17 protein-coding genes are annotated in these 17,621 nt (G+C 73.7%); 7 read left to right on the forward strand and 10 right to left on the reverse strand.

Annotated features, from left to right (window positions below):
- The first annotated feature begins 262 nt into the window (after positions 1-262).
- Positions 263-1,477, forward strand: coding sequence for a glycoside hydrolase family 64 protein (locus OG871_RS03185; protein WP_371494076.1), 1,215 nt, complete (start codon positions 263-265; stop codon positions 1,475-1,477).
- A gap of 225 nt (positions 1,478-1,702) precedes the next feature.
- On the forward strand, positions 1,703-2,128 hold the full coding sequence (locus OG871_RS03190) for a hypothetical protein (RefSeq protein ID WP_371494077.1): 426 nt from the start codon (positions 1,703-1,705) through the stop codon (positions 2,126-2,128).
- A gap of 87 nt (positions 2,129-2,215) precedes the next feature.
- Here the strand turns inward: OG871_RS03190 and OG871_RS03195 are convergent, their stop codons facing one another.
- The gene (locus OG871_RS03195) at positions 2,216-3,454 is read right to left on the reverse strand and encodes a hypothetical protein (RefSeq protein ID WP_371494079.1); all 1,239 of its coding nucleotides are present in this window, start codon (positions 3,452-3,454) and stop codon (positions 2,216-2,218) included.
- Positions 3,455-3,602: 148 nt separating this feature from the next.
- Between OG871_RS03195 and OG871_RS03200 the strand changes: the two genes are divergently transcribed.
- Positions 3,603-4,004: a hypothetical protein gene (locus OG871_RS03200; RefSeq protein ID WP_371494080.1), complete on the forward strand. Its 402-nt coding sequence runs from the start codon at positions 3,603-3,605 to the stop codon at positions 4,002-4,004.
- An 81-nt stretch (positions 4,005-4,085) separates the two neighbouring features.
- The gene (locus OG871_RS03205) at positions 4,086-5,435 is read left to right on the forward strand and encodes a VanZ family protein (protein WP_371494082.1); all 1,350 of its coding nucleotides are present in this window, start codon (positions 4,086-4,088) and stop codon (positions 5,433-5,435) included.
- A 96-nt stretch (positions 5,436-5,531) separates the two neighbouring features.
- Here OG871_RS03205 and OG871_RS03210 read toward each other — a convergent pair whose 3' ends face one another.
- Positions 5,532-6,113: a hypothetical protein gene (locus tag OG871_RS03210; protein ID WP_371494084.1), complete on the reverse strand. Its 582-nt coding sequence runs from the start codon at positions 6,111-6,113 to the stop codon at positions 5,532-5,534.
- A 130-nt stretch (positions 6,114-6,243) separates the two neighbouring features.
- Positions 6,244-7,395 carry a PP2C family protein-serine/threonine phosphatase gene (locus OG871_RS03215; protein ID WP_371494085.1) on the reverse strand — a complete coding sequence of 384 codons (1,152 nt, stop codon included), beginning with the start codon at positions 7,393-7,395 and terminating at the stop codon, positions 6,244-6,246.
- A 245-nt stretch (positions 7,396-7,640) separates the two neighbouring features.
- On the opposite strand from OG871_RS03215, the gene OG871_RS03220 reads away from it, so the two are divergent.
- The gene (locus OG871_RS03220; RefSeq protein ID WP_371494086.1) at positions 7,641-8,333 is read left to right on the forward strand and encodes an RraA family protein; all 693 of its coding nucleotides are present in this window, start codon (positions 7,641-7,643) and stop codon (positions 8,331-8,333) included.
- 3 nt (positions 8,334-8,336) lie between these two features.
- Here OG871_RS03220 and OG871_RS03225 read toward each other — a convergent pair whose 3' ends face one another.
- The 7 genes from OG871_RS03225 to OG871_RS03255 form a co-directional block, all read right to left on the reverse strand.
- Entirely contained in the window at positions 8,337-8,849 is a 513-nt protein-coding gene (locus tag OG871_RS03225) for a DinB family protein (protein WP_371494087.1), read from the reverse strand.
- A 57-nt stretch (positions 8,850-8,906) separates the two neighbouring features.
- A complete protein-coding gene (locus tag OG871_RS03230; protein WP_371494088.1) occupies positions 8,907-9,671 on the reverse strand; it encodes a TetR/AcrR family transcriptional regulator in 765 nt (254 codons plus the stop codon).
- A 67-nt stretch (positions 9,672-9,738) separates the two neighbouring features.
- Positions 9,739-11,259, reverse strand: coding sequence for an MFS transporter (locus tag OG871_RS03235; protein ID WP_371494089.1), 1,521 nt, complete (start codon positions 11,257-11,259; stop codon positions 9,739-9,741).
- A gap of 141 nt (positions 11,260-11,400) precedes the next feature.
- On the reverse strand, positions 11,401-11,793 hold the full coding sequence (locus OG871_RS03240) for a transglycosylase family protein (RefSeq protein ID WP_371494071.1): 393 nt from the start codon (positions 11,791-11,793) through the stop codon (positions 11,401-11,403).
- 468 nt (positions 11,794-12,261) lie between these two features.
- Complete coding sequence (locus OG871_RS03245) at positions 12,262-13,323, reverse strand: ABC transporter substrate-binding protein (protein ID WP_371494091.1); 1,062 nt, start codon at positions 13,321-13,323, stop codon at positions 12,262-12,264.
- Between the two features lie 34 nt (positions 13,324-13,357).
- Complete coding sequence (locus OG871_RS03250) at positions 13,358-14,221, reverse strand: ABC transporter permease (protein ID WP_371494092.1); 864 nt, start codon at positions 14,219-14,221, stop codon at positions 13,358-13,360.
- On the reverse strand, positions 14,211-15,032 hold the full coding sequence (locus OG871_RS03255) for an ABC transporter ATP-binding protein (RefSeq protein WP_371494093.1): 822 nt from the start codon (positions 15,030-15,032) through the stop codon (positions 14,211-14,213). The genes OG871_RS03250 and OG871_RS03255 overlap by 11 nt, the downstream gene beginning before the upstream one ends.
- A 232-nt stretch (positions 15,033-15,264) precedes the next feature.
- Here OG871_RS03255 and OG871_RS03260 point away from each other — a divergent pair, with 232 nt between their 5' ends.
- Positions 15,265-16,863 (forward strand): ATP-binding protein, encoded by a 1,599-nt coding sequence (locus OG871_RS03260; RefSeq protein ID WP_371494095.1) that lies wholly within the window; start codon positions 15,265-15,267, stop codon positions 16,861-16,863.
- Entirely contained in the window at positions 16,860-17,549 is a 690-nt protein-coding gene (locus OG871_RS03265) for a response regulator (protein WP_371494096.1), read from the forward strand. Before OG871_RS03260 ends, OG871_RS03265 begins: the two co-directional genes overlap by 4 nt.
- The last annotated feature ends 72 nt before the right edge of the window (positions 17,550-17,621 follow it).

Here is a 17,621-nt window from a genome sequence, read left to right on the forward strand (position 1 = left end):
CCCACGTCATGTCCGGTGGCTCGCGCCGAGGCCCGCGGACAGCTCCGCACCCGGACGATCCGCGCCACCGACCCCGTCGCACCAGGGCCGCGATGTCTGGACCATTGACATGACCACCTCCCGCGACCCATTCTGAGAGCGCTCTCAGCCGCCCGAAGAAGACCTCCGGGTCCCGGCGCGGAGAGCTCCGCCGTCATCGGCCGCCCCACCCGGCCGACCTGACGCCGCGGCACCATCGCCCCCCACCGAAGGAGCCGACCCGATGGGAACGAGACGAGCACCCGCACCCCGCACGGCGGGCCGCACCTGCCTGGCCCTCGCCCTGGCCGTGTCCGCCGGGCTGGCCGTCGGCGCCCCCGCACAGCCCGCCCAGGCCGCCGTGGCGGCGACCGTCCCGCTCACCATCACCAACAACTCCGGCCGCGGCGAACCGGTCTACATCTACAACCTGGGCACCCTGCTCTCCACCGGCCAGCAGGGCTGGGCCGACGCCAACGGCGCCTTCCACCCCTGGCCCGGCGGGGCGAACCCGCCGGCACCGGCCCCCGACGCGGCGATCACCGGCCCGGCGAGCGGCCGCGCCACGACCATCCGGATCCCCAAGTTCTCCGGACGGATCTACTTCTCCTACGGGCAGAAGCTCGTCTTCAAGCTGGCCACCGGCGGCCTGGTCCAGCCCGCGGTGCAGAACCCGAGCGACCCGAACCGCAACATCCTCTTCAACTGGTCCGAGTACACGCTCAACGACGCCGGGCTGTGGATCAACAGCACCCAGGTCGACATGTTCTCGGCCCCGTACGCGGTCGGGGTGAAGGCAGCCGACGGCACCACCCGGAGCACCGGCCACCTCAAGCCCGGCGGCTACCAGGGCTTCTTCAACGCCCTCAAGGCGCAGCCGGGCGGTTGGGCCAACCTCGTCCAGACCCGCTCCGACGGCACCGTCCTGCGCGCCCTCGCGCCCGGCCACGGCATCGAGACCGGTGCGCTCCCGGCCACCGCCATGAACGACTACGTCAACCGGGTGTGGAGCAGGTACGCCGGCTCCACGCTGACGGTGACGCCGTTCGCGGACCAGCCGAACACCAAGTACTACGGCCGCGTCGCCGGCAACGTCATGAACTTCACCAACAGCGCGGGCGCCGTCGTCACCAGCTTCCAGAAGCCGGACTCCGACAGCATCTTCGGCTGCTACAAGCTCCTCGACGCTCCCAACGACCTGGTCCGGGGCCCGATCTCGCGCACGCTGTGCGCGGGCTACAACCGTTCCACCCTGCTCACCAACCCGAACCAGCCGGACTCCGGCTCGGCCGGTTTCTACCAGGACGCGGTGACCAACCACTACGCGCGCAAGATCCATGCCCAGATGGCCGACGGATCGGCGTACGCCTTCGCCTTCGACGACGTCGGCCACCACGAGTCGCTGGTGCACGACGGCAACCCGCAGCAGGCCTATGTGACGCTCGACCCGCTCAACTGACCGGGCACAGGAGGCCTAAGCTCGGGGCGCCCGAGAATCGCGGCCACGGCACGCCCGCGGCCGCCCGGCGGAGGAGTGGAGCGCCGTGCTGGCCGGCCTGGATGCCGCACTCGTGCGCGAACTGCAGCACAACGGCCGGGCGAGCTGCCCGGGCGCGCGGCCCCGCGCCGCTCCGACCGGGCGGACCCTCCGTCCCACCGGGCCCGACCGCTGTACGGTGACCGGATGACACCGGACGAGACCCTGCGCGCCCTCGCCACCCTGGAGGCGGCCTGGACGCACGACGAGCAGGCCGTGGCCGCGCTGGCCCAGCGCGGCCCGGGTGAGCCGACCCTGCCGGTGCTGGTCGCCGACTACGGGGATCTGGTCCTGCAGTCGCTGGTCACCCTCGCTCTCGGCATCGACGAGAGCGAGGGCGACGAGGGGGCGGAGGCCGCGTCCGAGGCGATGCGGACGGATGTGACGGCCCGGATGTGCACCGTCCTCGGCCGGACACTCAGGACCTGGGCGGCCGGCGCCGACGACGGCGCGGCGGCGGACATCGCCCGCGCCGTCATCGCCGCCATCCTGAACTTCACCGAGGACGCGGACGAGAGCGACGTCCTGCCGCTGCTCACGGCCCTGCGGGCGAAGGCGCTGGACAGCGCCTGACCGCCGGCCGCGCCGCACGCCCCGGCGTGCTCGTCCGTCCGGTCGGGCAGCGCCTTCGGGGTGACGCCGCCGAGCCACTCGACCGGCTCACCGGAGCGCCGCGTCCCCCCGGTCGGGCAGCCGGGGACGAGGATCGTCCACCCGGCGCCCGCCGGGCGGCCGCGCCGACGCCCGTAGCCGCGACAGGGCCCGCGTACGCTCGGCGGCCGGCTGCTCGGACGCCGCCAGCTCGGCCGCGAACTCGCCGACCAGGGGGTGGAAGCGGTACGCGTCCGGGCCCGGTCGCTCCAGCAGGTGACGCTCCACCAGGAGGTCCAGCAGGTCGGCGGCCCGGTCCGGCCCCTCGCCGAGCAGCACCCGGACGGCCTGCGGCCCGAGCGGGCCCTGTGGCCGCAGGCCGAGCAGCCGGAAGGCCCGGGCCGCGTCGCGGCAGAGCGGGGCCGGGTCGGCCAGCAGCGCGTGGTAGCTCGTCAGGAAGGTCTCCCGGACGGCGAGGTGGTCGAGGGCGAGGACGTCCAGCCGGCCACCGGCCGGGGAGGGCCGGCGCGCCAGGGTGTCCGGCGGTTCGCCGGGCCGGGCGGCCAGCCGGGCGGCGGCGATCCGGACGGCGAGCGGCAGCCCCGCGCAGGCGTCCAGGATCCGCTCGGCGGACCGCCGGTCGGCGGCGATCCGGTCGGCGCCGCACACCGCGGCCAGCAACTGCCGTTGCTCCGGCCCGGTCAGCGGTCCAAGGGCGATGCGGGCCGGGCCGGGCAGCGCGGCGAGGGTGCGGCGGCTGGTGACGATCGCGGCCGAGCCACCGCTGCCCGGCAGGAGCGGGAGGACCTGCTCGGTGTCGCGGGCGTCGTCGAGGACGATCAGGATCCGGCGCTCCGCGAGGACGGCGCGGTAGAGGGCCGCGCGGTCGTCGGTGTGCTCCGGGAGGTGCCGGGCATCGGTCCCGAGGTCGGTGAGGAAGCGCGCGAGCAGGTCGTGCGCGCTCCGGGCGCCACGGGCCCGGCGCAGGTGTCCGGCGAAGTCCTCCGCGTCGAGCTCGCCCTCGTTCACCTCGATCAGGTAGCCGGGCGGGACGGCTCTGAGCCTGGCGCCGCCCTGGGGCCCGAGGCCGCGCCGCAGCCGGGCCGCGTGGTTGTGCAGCGAGGACCTCGCGGTCCGGGGCGGACTCCCGCACCACAGGACGGCCTCCAACTGCTCGACGGAGACCGCCTGGTTGCAGCGCAGCAGGAGCGCCGCCAGCAGCAGCCGGGTCTTCGTCCCCGCGAGGGCGCGCGGGCCGCTCCCGTCCGTGAGCGTGAGTGGCCCGAGCAGGCCGAACCGGATCCCCACGCGCCGCCCCCCGACCTGACTGCCACTCACATGGCCTTCGTCACACGTGAGTCGTATGTTAGTCGTCCGTTGGCAGACGAAGAGATGATCCTCCGGTCCACGACACGGCGGGCCCGGCCCGCCGCCTCCGTCCACGAAAGGTACGACCGTGCGATCTCGCTCCGTCCTGGCCGTGTCGGCCGCCCTCGCGGCCCTCACTCTCGCCCTGGCGCCCGCCGCCTCGGCCCGTGGCAACTACCTCGCGTACGCGTCGAAGACCAAGCTCTCCAACGGCAACCTGTTCACCCAGATCACCCCGCAGTACGACGGCACGGGCTACTGGCGGATGGAGGAGTGGTACGAGAAGACCGGCGGCGGCACGATCAACCAGAAGCTCGGGTTCAACTACCACGGTTACAGCTACGCGAACGGCTGGATCGTCCAGACCTCCGGCACCTCGCGGATGCAGAGCTTCCACGATCTGGGCTTCACCGACTGCTCGGACGTCGTCGGCTGGATGGAGGTCGACGGCCAGGGCACCTACTACAACGCCCCGGTGGGCATCTGCTGACGACCCGTACGACCGGCCCGGCTCCGCTCCGGCGGGGCCGGGCCGCCCTTCAGTCCCCGACCCCAGGAACCGACGGCTCCCATGATCGAAGCAGCCCTTCGCGGCAATCAGTCGCTCCTCCTCGTCGCAGCGGTGCTGTGGGCGCTCGGCGCCGTTCCGACCTGGTTCGCGAGCCGCCGGTACGGCGTCTCCCCGGTGTGGGCGCTCGGCGCGGCCGGCTCGCTGTCGCTGGTGCTCGCGGCCACGCTCTACCCGCTGAGCCCGCAGGCGCCGGCCGCGATGACGTGCACGGTGCAGCGGGACGTGGTGGGTGCGCTCCTCGGCGACCAGGGGCTGATGAACGCGGCGATGTTCGTGCCGGCGTCGTTCTTCCTGACGGTCGTCTCCCACCGGCCGCTGCCCGTCGCCGCGGCCACCGCCGTGCTGTCCGGGGCGATCGAGGTCACTCAGGCGCTCGTCTCCGGGATGGGGCGGGCGTGCGACTCGGCGGACCTCGAGGCCAATGTGGTCGGCGCCCTGCTGGGCTGTCTGGTCGGCCGGCTGTGGCTGCGGCGCGCCGGCTCCCGTGCGCTCGGCCGGGAGATCCGGCTGACCTCGGTCATCGCCGTCGGCGGCGGCGCTGTCCTGGCGGCCGTCGCCGTCCCCGCGCTGCTCTTCGTCGTCTCGGACGTGAGCGACGGGCACCGGGCCGACCACGCGCAGACCGCGGCCGCCACGGACGCGGCGCACCGGTTCTTCGGCTCCGACACCGCGGTCCGGCGGGTCCAGTACTCGCCCGGCGGCTCCGGGCAGCCCGGCCGGGTCGAGGTCGCCACCGCCGCGGGGAACCTCGTACTGGACTGGCCGTCCCGCGAGGTGTCCTCCGGGGTCCTGGGATCCGTCCCCGAACTGCCGGAGGGCCGCCCGCAGCTGTCCGACGAGGCCGCGCTGGCCGCGGGCACCGACTTCGCCCGGGCCCACTTCCCTTGGGCGCTGTCGGACTCGGCCACCACGGTCTACCCGGCGGGCGGCCCCGGCGGCACGGCCAGGCTGGTCCAGTGGCGGTCCCGTGTCGACGGGGTCCTGATGCCCATGCGGCTCGACCTGGTGGTGGGCGACGACCGCCGGGTGGTGTCCTTCTCGGCCCGGCACATCCCGCCGCCCGCCCTGCCGAAACCTGCGGTGAGCGCGGAGCGGGCCAAGGAGTTGGCCACCCGCCCGGGAATGACGGTCACCGGTGGCGAACTGATCGCCAAGGCCGATCAGCGGGGCGAGTGGCACCTCTGCTGGCTGCTGGCCCTCACCCCGGCCGGGCTCACCATCCCGTCGGACGCTCCCGCCCGGGCCCGGCCCGCCCAGGGCGGCGAGAGTCCGGGACAGGCCGTGGTGTTCCTGGACGCCGTCACCGGCGAGCCGATCAGGAGCGGCGGCCTGCTCGACGCGAACCACTGACGGCGGGCCTCCCGCAGGGCCGCGCGACGGCCTCGATCCGTCCGCCCGCCTGGCCGGTGCAGAGGTGCGGGGCGGGCGAGGCCGGCCCCGCACCGCTCAGCGGGTGGCGTTCCAGCTGTGCGCGACGTCGACGACCAGCCGGTCGTCCAGCTGGAACACCCGGAACGGCAGTCGGGCGCGGACGCCGAGGCCGATCTGGGTCTGGCCCTCGAAACTGGCGGCGAAGCGCGTGTCGACGAAGGTTCGGTAGCCCTTCAGGTCCACCCCGGGCAGCGGCTGCCCGGCCCGCGCCGGGAAGGTCGTGGCACCGGTCCCCGGGTCGTACGAGGGGGCCACCACCACGATCTCCAGCACCGCCCCGCCGCGGACCGGGACCGGCCGGCCGGAGCCGTCCTGGAGAATCGTGTCCACGTACCGGACGTGGTAGCCGACCGGGTGCGCGGCGGACGTGCCGGGCACGTCGAGCACGAGCCGGTCGTAGCAGGGGTGAGCACCGGTTCTGATGTTCACCAGGGGCTGGGAGCCGGATGCCGTCCGGTCCTCCGGCAGGCTGCCCCAGCCGGTCGGGCACTGCGCGACCGCCGCGGCCGGGGGCGCCGCCGAGGCCGTCACCGGTGCGATCGCCGCTCCGGTGCCCGCGAGAACGACCGCCATCGGAATCATCGTCCAACGTCGCATGACCACCGCCTCCTCGGGCGTGTGTCCCCCCGTAGAGCGTGTGTCCCCCATAAAGTCCCTCATAGAGAAGGACGGGCGGCGCGGGTCGATGGTTGCGGCCGGTGCCGGCCGGTGCGGCCGCGCGGCGGTGTCAGTGCGGCCGGTGGGGCGCCGCGGGAAGTGCGAGGGCGAGCAGCGCCCGATCGTCCCCGTCCGCGCCGACCGACCAGCGGTCGGCGTCGGCCCGGACGAAGGAGGCCACCGCCTCCGGCTGCGGCGCGTGCCGCCCGCCGAAGCGGCCGGCCAGGCGCTCCAGAAGCGGGTAGAAGACCCCTCCCCCGTCACGCGCCTCGCTGACCCCGTCGGTGTACACCACCACGACCTCCTCCGGGCCGACCGGGTGGACCGTGACCTCGCTGCCGGCCCCCGGGCAGAGCTCGCCCAGCCCGAGCGGCAGCGCCGGGGAGGTGCGGAGCCACTCGGCGCCGCCCGGCCCGACCAGCACCGGGGCGGGGTGCCCGCGGTCGACGATCCGTACTTCGCGGCGCCCGGTGGGGAACTCGAGGAGCAGCGCGGTGACGAACAGCTCCGCGTCCCCGGCCGCCCGGCCGGAGTTGCGGGCGATGCTGAGTTCGAGCCGTTCCGCCAGCCGTCCCAGGTCCTCCCACTCGTGCGCCGACACCCGGAAGCTGCCGAGGACGGCGGAGACCGTCTGCACGGCGTCCAGGCCCTTCCCCCGGACGTCGCCGACGATCACCCGCACCCCGAACGGGGTCTCCGCCAGGTCGTACAGGTCGCCGCCGACCAGCGCACCGCCCTCGCCCGCCTCGTAGAAACCGGCCGCCCGCACCGGCCCAATCCGCTCCGGAACCGGGCGCAGCAGGGTGAGTTGGACCGCCTCGGCCACCGAGCGCGCCTGTACCAGGTGCTCCTGTGCGCGGGTCCGTTGCCGGGCGAGGGAGACGCTGGCGACGCCGATGAGCACGGTGGCGAGGTAGAGCGCGACGTGGTGCTGCTCGCCGAAGTGGCCGGGCCGCCGGGAGGCCATCCACATCTGCAGCAGGACGCAGCCGACGGTGATCACGGCGGTGCGGCGCGGGGTCCGGGTGGCCGCGGCCAGCGGGGGCACTCCGACGAGCAGGAAGCTGACGGGTTCGCGGCTGTCGAGGGCCAGTTCCACGGCGATGTCCAGGAGCACCAGCAGCGGGGGAAGCCACCAGACCCAGGTGTGGCCGCTCAGGCCGGGACGCCACCGCAGAAGCCCTCGGATCCGCCCGGATCCCTGGTCCCGGAATTGCGACATGCGGTCACTCTAGGTGCACGGTGCCCGGTATCGCCGGACGGTGCCGCCACCTCCGCCGGTGGTGTTGGGGACGGCGGCGGGGCGGCCGGCCTCCGGTGCTCGTGCCCGGCCCCGGACCGACGGTCAGTTCACCGCGGCCGCAGCGGAGTTCACCGCCGGGGCCGGTTCCCGTCGGTAGGATCGCGGCACCGTCCGCCGCGGTCGCGCGCAGCCGCGCAGCCGGGGCCGAGCCTGGGGAGAACAGCATGCTGAAGGCGTTCGCCGACCTGTCCACGCCGCTGGTGGCCGACGCCTGCCTGCGGACGGGGGTGCCGCTGCGGGTCGCGCCGCCCGGGATCCGCCCGGTGGTGCCGGGGCACCGGGTGGCGGGACGGGCGCTGCCGGTACGGCACTACGGGAGCGTGGACGTGTTCCTGGAGGTGTTCGGCCGGGCCGAACCGGGTGACGTGCTGGTCGTCGACAACGGTGGCCGGACGGACGAGGCCTGCGTCGGCGATCTGGCGGTCCTGGAGGCGGCGGCGGCCGGGCTGACCGGCCTGGTGATCTGGGGACTGCACCGCGACACTCCGGAGCTGGTCGAGATCGGCGTTCCGGTGTTCAGCTACGGCGGCTGTCCGCCCGGTCCGGTGCGGCTGGACGAACGGGAGCCGCAGGCGCTGGTCAGCGCGCGGTTCGGACCGCACCTGGTGGGCGGCGGCGACCTCGTGCTCGGTGACGAGGACGGCGTGCTGTTCGTCGCCGCCGAGCGGGCCGAGGAGGTCCTGACGGCGGCCCGCGGGATCCGGGCGACCGAACGCGAGCAGGCCCGCAGGATCCGCTCGGGTGACACGCTGCGACGGCAGACCGCCTTCGAGGACTATCTCGCGCGGCGCGGCGCCGACCCCTCGTACACCTTCCGGCAGCACCTGCGGCGGGTCGGCGGGGCCATCGAGGAGTGACGGTCAGTAGTAGCCGCGCTCGCCGTCGAGGAGTTCGCGGATGGCGTCCGCGTGGCCGGCGTGCCGGGCGGTCTCCTCGATCATGTGGAACAGGATCCACCGCAGGGACGCGGCGGAGGCCCCGTGGTCCGGGTGCCGCCCGACCTCGTCCAGGTCGGCCGCCGCGATGAGCTCGTCCGAGATCCCGCACTGCCGTTCGTACTCGGCGAGCAGCTGAGGGAGCGGGATGCCCTCGACCATCATGTCGGCGCCCTCGGGGCCGTCCTCGAACCGCGGGCCCACGGCGGGGCGGCCGAGCAGGATGACCTCGAACCAGAAGTGCTCGACCCAGCGCAGGTGGGAGACCAGGCCGGCCATGGTCATGTGCGGTGAGGACGGCAGGACGGCCCGGTGGGCGTCCGGCTCGGAGAGCCCCTCGCACTTCCAGTGGATGACCGCACGCTGCAGGTCGAGCCAGCCGAGCAGCTGGGTCCGCTCGTCGGCGTCGTACGCGGGGCGATCGCGGGGAGGCAACATGGTCGCCGACGGTACCCCGACGGAGGTCATCTCGCATCGGAATTACGGGCGTTGGGGTCATCCACGGCGGGGGTAGGCGGCGATGGCGGCGTCGATGCCGGCCAGTGCCATGTCCAGGCCCTGCTCGAACTGCCGGTCGCGGGCCGCCGCGACGCCGCCCTCGACCTCGCGGCTCACCAGGTCCGCGTTCTCCAGCAGTCGGGCGTCGGCCTGCTCCACGATGCCGTAGACCACCCGGTGCAGTTCGTCCTCGGTCAGCCCGGCCACCCGCACCCGCAGCAGCCACTGCGATTCGGCCAGTGCGAAGCCGTACGCGAACTGGAGGACGAGGCCGAGCGCCCCGCCGAGGCGGTCGCCGGCTAGGCCGCTGCGGGCGACCGCGGCGACGGCGCTGGTGGTGAAGGAGACCGCGTGGGGGCCGAGCGCCAGGAACTGTCCGGCCAGTTGGGCGGCCCACGGGTGCTGCTGGATGCAGCGGCGGTACTCGTGGGCGAGGGTGCGCAGGTGGTGCCGCCAGTCCGCGTCGGCGTCGGCGTCGGCGTTCAGGGGCGGGATGCGCATCTCGCCGAGGACCTCGTCCAGGGCGAGTTCCAGCAGTTCGTCCTTGTTGTCGACGTACCAGTAGACCGACATCGGCGTCACGTCGAGTTCGCCCGCCAGCTTGCGCATGGAGAACGCCTGGATGCCGTCGGCGTCCAGCAGGGCCACGGCCGCGCGCACGATCGCGTCCCGGCTGAGCCCGGTGGGTGCGCTGCCCCGACGGCGGGCCTTCGGCGGGGCCACCCAGACGCTGACGCTCGGGTCGCGGGGCCGGTCGACCATGCTCTGCCCTTCTGCTCTCGCTGCACGACCGCCGGGGGACGGCCGTGCAGCGATCGTAGAGTGAAGGTCAGCCCGGCTGGGTGACCGGCCCGTCCGAGGGCCGCTCCGCCGGGGCCGGCCGCTGCGCCGCCGCGCGGCCGAGCAGCCAGGCGGCGACCAGCCCGCCGAGCAGGACCGCGACGGCGCCGATCGACTGGCTGGTCGTCAGGCTGTCCGCGAAGGCGGACCGGACGGGCTGCTCGGCGGACGGCCCGGCGGCGGCGAGCGCGTCCGGCAGTGAGCGCGCCGAGGAGTCGGGCAGGCCGGCGGGCAGCGAGCTCGCGAAGCCCGCGGTGAGGACGGCGCCGAGGACGGCGACGCCGAGGGAGTTGCCCAGCTCGCCGAGCGTGCCCATCAGGCCCGAGCCGCTGCCGGCCTTCTCCGGCGGGATCGAGGTCATCACCGCGCCCGCCATGGCGGGCTGGGCGCAGGCCACCCCGGCGCCCATCAGCACCAGGCCGAGCAGGATGCCCGGGTAGGAGCCGTCCCGGCCCAGCAGGGCGATCGCGGCGAGGCCGGCGGCGAGCAGGGTGAGGCCCGCCGCGACGGCGCGGGGCGGGGTGAGCCGGCCGGTGAGCCGCATGCCCGCCCCGGTGAGGTTGAGCGCGACCACGGTGAGCGCCATCGGGGCGGTGCGCAGACCCGCCGACAGGGGGCCGTAGCCGAGCACGAACTGCAGGTGCTGGGTGAGCAGGAACAGCGAGCCGCCCATGCCGAAGCTGACCAGCACACCGCCCGAGACGGCTCCCCGGAACCGGGCATTGCGGAAGAAGTCCAGGTCGAGCAGCGGGTGTTCGATCCGGCGCTCCCACAACGCGAAGGCCAGCAGGAACAGCAGGCCGAGGAGGCCGGCCAGCAGGGTGGGCGGCGCGCCCCAGCCGGCGCCCGGGCCCTGTATGACGGCGTAGACCAGCCCGACCAGGCCCGCCGTGGACAGGGCCGCGCCGAGCAGGTCCGGGCGGTCGCCGCGCGGGTCCTTGGACTCGGGTACGAGTTTGGCGACGGCGATCAGGCCGAGGGCGGCGACGGGCAGGTTGACCAGGAAGACCGCGCCCCACCAGAAGTGCGCGAGCAGCAGCCCGCCGATCACCGGGCCGAGCGCGACGCCGAGCGAGGCGACGGCGGTCCAGGCGGCGATGGCCTTGGGCTGCTCGTCCTGCTCGAAGGTGCGGACCACGATGGCGAGGCTGGTGGCGAGCAGCAGGCTGCCGCCGACGCCCATGCCCGCGCGGGCCGCGATCAGCTGCCCGGGGTCGGCGGACAGCGCGGCCCCGAGTGAGCCCACCCCGAACAGGGCGAGCCCGAGCAGCTGGACCTTCTTGCGTCCGTACCGGTCGGCGAGCCCGCCGGCGGCGATCAGCAGGCCCGCCTGTGCGAGGGAGTAGGCGCCGATCGCCCACTGGGTCTGCGAGGTGGTGGCGCCGAGTTCCTCGGTGAGGGACGGGACGGCGACGTTGAGGATGGTGTTGTCGAGCACGACGACGAGTTGCGCGAGACAGATGACGGCGAGGATCAGCCACCGGTCCGGCCGGCGCTCAGGTTGGGGCATGCCCGTTTCTCCACTCTTCTACGGCGTACAATTCCTGTACAGCGTAGAAGTGGGCGCGGCACGGCGCCAGCGAATTCGGCGGGGAACGGCACGACGCCCCGCACCGGTGTCGGTGCGGGGCGTCGTAGCGCGGGCGGGGCCTTACTTGGTGAGGCCGGCCTTGACGGAGCAGACGGGCCAGGCGCCGGGGCCCTGGGAGGCGAGGACCTTCTCGGCGACGGCGATCTGCTGGGCCTTGCTGGCCAGGTTGGCCTGCGGGGCGTAGGAGGTGCCGCCGAAGGCGGCCCAGGTGCTGTTGGTGAACTGGAGGCCGCCGTAGAAGCCGTTGCCGGTGTTGATGCTCCAGTTGCCCGTGGACTCGCACTGCGCGACCTTGTCCCAGGTGGAGACCGGCGCGGCGGAGGAGGACGTGGCCGTGACGAGGCCGGCCACCGGCAGGGCGAGGACCGCGCCCGCCATGACAGCCATCCGCACCCGCTTGCGCTTGGTGGTGGCGGAGGTGGTGGCAGCGGTGGTCTCGTTACGGAAAGTCATGCGGATCCTCTCGAACGCCCGAACCGGGCACACGGAACCAGGCCCGGGGGGCCTGCTTGTCAGGGGGCGCAGCTCCGGCACATCCACCCGATCCATGGGACCGGCGTGCTCGCTGCACTGGTTTCGAAGCTACGGAAGCCGGTCGACGGCTTCAAGGATTTCCGCGAAGTCCCAGCTCGGAGCAGGGTTACCGGGAGTATCCGGGCGACCGCCGGCCCGTGGTTGAGCGGATCCGCCCCCGCCACCGCACCCCGATGTGGCCCCGGTCACCCCGAAAACCCTGTGAGGCCCGGCACATCCTCGACCCAGCGTGACCGCCGACGGACGCACCGCCGACGGCGCGGGCAGCCCGCCGACCGTCCGAGGTGGCCCGCGCCACACGCATCCCGCAGCGTGGCCCGGCGGCTACCCAGGGGTGAAGGCCGGAGCCCGCGGGCTCCGGCCTTCAGCGGGTACCGCCCGGCCGGGTCAGCCGGTGGCGGCCTTGTTCACGAACTCCGTGGTGTAGGTCCGGGCGAGGTCGATGGTGCCCTCCTTGCCCTTCACGTCCGGGTGGAAGGCGCCCAGGACGGCCAGCACCGTCTTCGGGCCCTCCGCGGGCATCACGCCGTCCGTGGTGAACATCGGCAGCGTGGCCTTGATCGCCTCGGCGTACTGCTCGGCGCCGCCCTGCGCGTAGTCGGCCGGCATCTGGGCGGCGATCTCCGCGGGCGAGTGGGTGGACATCCACTTGAGGGTCTTCACGAAGGCGTTGGCCAGCTTCTGGGTGGTGTCCTTGTTCTTCTCCACCCACTCGGTGTTCATGTACAGCGAGGAGGACGGGTAGAGGCCGCCGAGCGCGGCCCGCGAGCCCTCCGGGGTGCGCATGTCGTAGAGCACGGTGCCGATCTGCTTCGAGAGGATGGTCGCCACCGTCGGGTCGGTGGTCATCCCGGCGTCGATGCTGCCCTGCTGCATGGCGGCGATGAAGGTCTGGCCCGCGCCGACCGCGATCGGGCTGAACTCGCTGACGGGGACGCCGTTCTTGACGGCCAGGTACTTGGTCAGGAAGTCGGTGGAGGAGCCGATGCTGGTGACGCCCAGCTTCTTGCCCTTGAAGTCGGCCCCGGTCCTGATGGCCGCGGCCTGCTTGGCGGAGACCACCTCGACCTCGCCGGGGGCCTGCGAGAACTGGACCACGGACTCGACGTTCTTGCCCTTGGCCTGCAGGTCGATGGTGTGGTCGTAGAAGCCGACCGCCCCCTGGACGTCCCCGGCGAGCAGCGCGGTGGTGGCGTTGACGCCGGCCGGCTCGCTCAACAGCTCCACGTTGACACCGGCCTCGGCGAAGTAGCCGAGCCGCTGGGTGAGCATCGCGGGCAGGTAGATGACCTTGTCGAGGCCGCCGACCATGATCTTGACGGTGGGCCCGTCGACGGTCTTGCCCGCCGGGGCGGCGCCGCCGTGCGCGGTGGAGGACGCGTCGTTGGCACAGGCGGCGAGTGGGAGGAGCAGCACGGCGGCGACGGCGGCTGCGAGGGTTCTGCGCATGTGGGGGTGGCCTTTCCGGAGGGTGGGAGGGAATTCAGCGGCCGTCGCCGGCGTCGGCCGGCTTCCAGCGGAAGAGTCGTTTCTCGGCGAGGGTGAGCAGGCCTTCGGTGAGCAGCGCGACCACGGCGAGGATGGTCATCGCGGCGTAGACGCCGGCGGCGTTGAAGGTGCCCTGGGCGGCGGCGACCAGCAGGCCCAGGCCCTTGGTGGCACCGATGTACTCGCCGACGATGGCGCCGATCAGGGCGAAGCCGAAGCTGACGTGCAGGCTGGTGAAGATCCAGGTGGTAGCGGCCGGGATGACCACCTGCAGGGTGACCCTGCGGTTGTCGGCGCCGAGGATCCGGGCGTTGGCGACCAGGTTGCGGTCCACTTCACGGGCGCCCTGGAAGGCGTTGAAGAAGACCGGGAAGAACACCAGGACGACGGCGGAGGCGACCTTGGAGGCCGGGCCCAGGCCGAACCAGATCAGGAAGATCGGCGCCAGCACGATCCGCGGGATGGCGTTGAGAACCTTGATGTACGGGCCGAACACCTCGGCCAGGAAGCGGATCCGGCCGAGCGCGATGCCCAACAGGACACCGGCGGTGACACCGATCACCCAGCCGGTGAGCGCCTCGTAGAGGGTGTAGCCGACCTGTTCGCCGAGTGAGCCCTGGGCGGTGCCGTGGGTGGTCCACTGCCAGATCTGCGCCCAGATCCGGGACGGCTGGGAGAAGTTGAACGGGTCGACGACCTCGGTGCGGGCGGCCAGCTCCCACAGGCCGAGGAAGGCGACCAGGACGGCGGCGCGGGCACCGTAGATGCCGAACCTCCGTTTGCGGGCGGCTCGTTGGCGGGCCTCGGTCCTGCTGGCGACGGCGGGCGCGACTACGGGTACGGCGGTCTCAAGCGGCACGACCCGCTCCTCTCTCACGGGTGATCCGGACCTCTTCGCCGAGCGAGCCCCAGATCTCGCGGTAGAGCTCGACGAAGCGGGGTTCCAGCCGGACGGCCTCCACGGTGCGCGGACGCGGCAGGTCGACGGTGAAGATCTCCTTGACGCTGGCCGGCCCCGCCGTCATCACCACGACCCGGTCGGCGAGGGCGATGGCCTCGTCCAGGTCGTGGGTGACGAAGACGACCGAGGAGCCGGTGCCGGCCCACAGCTCCAGCAGCTGGTCCGACATCAGCGCCCGGGTCTGGACGTCGAGCGCCGAGAAGGGCTCGTCCATCAGCAGGATCCGGGGGTCGTTGACGAAGGTCTGGGCGAGCGCGACGCGCTTGCGCATGCCGCCGGAGAGCTGGTGCGGGTAGCGGTCCTCGAAGTCCCCCAGGCCGACCCGGGCCAGCCAGTCGCGGGCCCGCTCCCGGGCCTCGGCGGCGGGGACACCGCGGAACCGCGGTCCGGCCATCACGTTGGAGAGCACGGTGCGCCACGGGAAGACGGCGTCCTGCTGGAAGACGAAGCCGACATGCCGGTTGATCCCGGTGACCGCCTCACCGTGCACCCTGACCTCGCCCTCGGTGGGCTCCTCCAGGCCGCTGACCAGGGTCAGCGTGGTGGACTTGCCGCAGCCGGTCGGCCCGACCACGGCCACGAACTCGCCCGGGGCCACGGTCAGGTCGAGATCCCGTACGGCGGTGTGCAGGTCGCCCGAAGGGGTCCTGAACCGCTTGGTCGCACCGGCCAACTCGATCGCCGGGGCTGTCGTTACCGGCACGCTCATGTGCACCACCACCTCTGCCCGCCCGGCGCCGTCGCCGGGGTCTGTGCTGTGCTCCGGAGGTTAGGAGCGGCGGGTGGCGGGGCGGCAGCCTTGTCTGCGTAGTGCGGCTTGCGCGCGTTGAGGGCTGTTCTGCTCGTTTTGCTTCCGCTACAACAGCGGGGGCGGTGACAGAAACACGGCGGAAACATAGGGTGACCGTCCACCCGCCGGGCGAGCAGGAAGGAGTCCCGCGATGAGGCGACCGCACTGGCCGCGTCGGGTCTTCGCCCAGCTGCTGCTCAGCCAGACGGTGGTCACGGTGGGAGTGAGCGCGGTGACCGCCGGGCTGTTCCTCGCCCCCGTCAGCCGTGAACTGGACCGGGACGCGATGCAGCGCGCGCTGTCCATCGCCCAGGCGACCGCCACGGACGAGGTCCTCGCCCGGGCCGCGGCGGCCCGGGACACCGCCACCGCGCAGCGCAACGCGGAGCAGATCCGGCTGGCGACCGGCGCCAGTTTCGTGGTCGTCACCGACCTGGACGGGATCCGGCTGTCGCACACCGACCCGGCGAAGATCGGCTTCCGGGTCAGCACCGACCCCGGTCCCGCCCTGAACGGGCGCAGCGTGACCGCGATCGAGCTGGGCACGCTCGGCCGGACGGCGCGCGGCAAGGTCCCGCTGCGGCTGGCGGACGGCCGGATCGTCGGCGAGGTCTCGGTCGGGATCAGCGACGACTCGATCCGGCGCCGGCTGCTCGGCATGGCCACCGGCATCCTGCTGTGCGCCGGTGCGGGCCTGGCCGCCGGCACGGTGGCGACCCTGGTACTGGCCCGGCGGCTGAAGCGGCGCACGCACAACATCGCGGTCGCCGACATCTCCGCGCTGCTGGTGGAGCGGGAGGCCATGCTGCACGGCATCCGGGAGGGCATGGTCGCCCTCGACGCCCGGGGCCGGATCCGGCTGGCGAACGACGAGGCGGTGCGGCTGCTGGCGCTGCCCGAGGACAGCACCGGCCGTCCGATCGAGCAGGCGCTGCCGCCCGGCCGGCTGGCGGAGATCCTGGCGGGCCGGATCGAGGGCACCGACCTGCCGGCCGTCCGGGACGACCGGGTGCTGGTGGTGAACCGGATGGCGACCGCGGACGGCGGCGCGGTGGTGACCCTCCGGGACCGCACCGAACTGGAGTCGCTCGTCCGGGAGCTGGACACCACGCGGAGCCTGACCGAGGCGCTGCGGGCCCAGGACCACGAGCACGCCAACCGGATGCACACGCTACTCGGCCTGCTGGAGCTCGGCCGCCACGAGCAGGCCGCGGAGTTCATCTCCGAGCAGTCCGGCTCGCACGCCGCCGTCGCCGCCGCGATCGCCGGGCAGGTGCAGGACCCGCACGTGGCGGCGCTGCTGGCGGGCAAGGCGGCGGTGGCGGCCGAGCGGGGCGTCCGGCTGCTGATCGCCGCCGACACCCATCTGCCGGACGCGGCGGTGGACCCGCGCGCGCTGGTCACCGTGCTCGGCAATCTGGTCGACAACGCGCTCGACGCGCTCACCGGCGGCGAGGTCGAGGTGGGCCTGCGGGCCTGCGGCGCCACCCTGCTGGTCGAGGTCGCCGACAGCGGGCCCGGCATCCCGCCCGAGCTGCAGGAACGCATCTTCGAGGAGGGCTGGACCAGCAAGACCGCCCCGGCCCACCGTCCGCGCGGGCTGGGCCTCGCCCTGGTCCGCCGCCTGGTGGAGCGGACCGGCGGACGGATCGCCGTCGACCGCGGCCCTCTCGGCGGCGCCCGGTTCACCGTGGAGCTGCCCGAGGCCCTGCACCCGGACCGCACCCTGGCCCACCTGGAGGCACCGTGATCGACGTACTGGTGGTGGACGACGACTTCCGGGTCGCCGAGGTGCATGCCGCGTACGTGGCCAAGGTCCCCGGTTTCCGGGTGACCGGGACGGCGCACAGCGCCGCCGAGGCGCTGGCCGCGCTGGAGCGCCGCCCGGTGGACCTCCTCCTGCTGGACCACCACCTGCCGGACGAGACCGGGCTGGCGCTGGTCCGCCGGATGCGCGCGGCCGGGATCGGCTGCGACGTGATGATGGTGACGGCCGCCCGCGACGTCTCCACCGTGCACGCGGCCATGCAGCACGGCGCTCTGCAGTACCTGGTCAAGCCGTTCGCGTTCGCCGGGCTGCGGGAGAAGCTGGTCGCGTACGCGCAGCTGCGCCACGCGCTCGCCGGGCCGGCCGCGCGCGAGGCCGGACAGGACGAGGTGGACCGGCTGTTCGCCACCATGCGCAGCGCCGCCTCCCCCGTCGCGCACCTGCCCAAGGGGCACTCGGCCCCGACCACCGACCTGGTCCTGGGCGCCCTGCGGCGGGCGGGCCGCCCGCTGTCCGCGCAGGAGGTCGCCGACGAGACCGGGCTGAGCCGCTCGACCGCGCAGCGCTACCTCAAGCAGCTCGAGCGCGACAGCCGGCTGCGGCTCAGCCTGCGCTACGGGGACACCGGCCGGCCGGAGCACCGGTACGTGCTGCCCGGGAGGCGGTGACCGGCGTTCGGGCGGGGACGGCGAGGCGGGATCCGCGGAAGGCGATCCGGTCGCAGGATCGCCGGTGAGCGG

The sequence above is a fragment of the Kitasatospora sp. NBC_00374 genome (assembly GCF_041434935.1).
Classification (GTDB): domain Bacteria; phylum Actinomycetota; class Actinomycetes; order Streptomycetales; family Streptomycetaceae; genus Kitasatospora.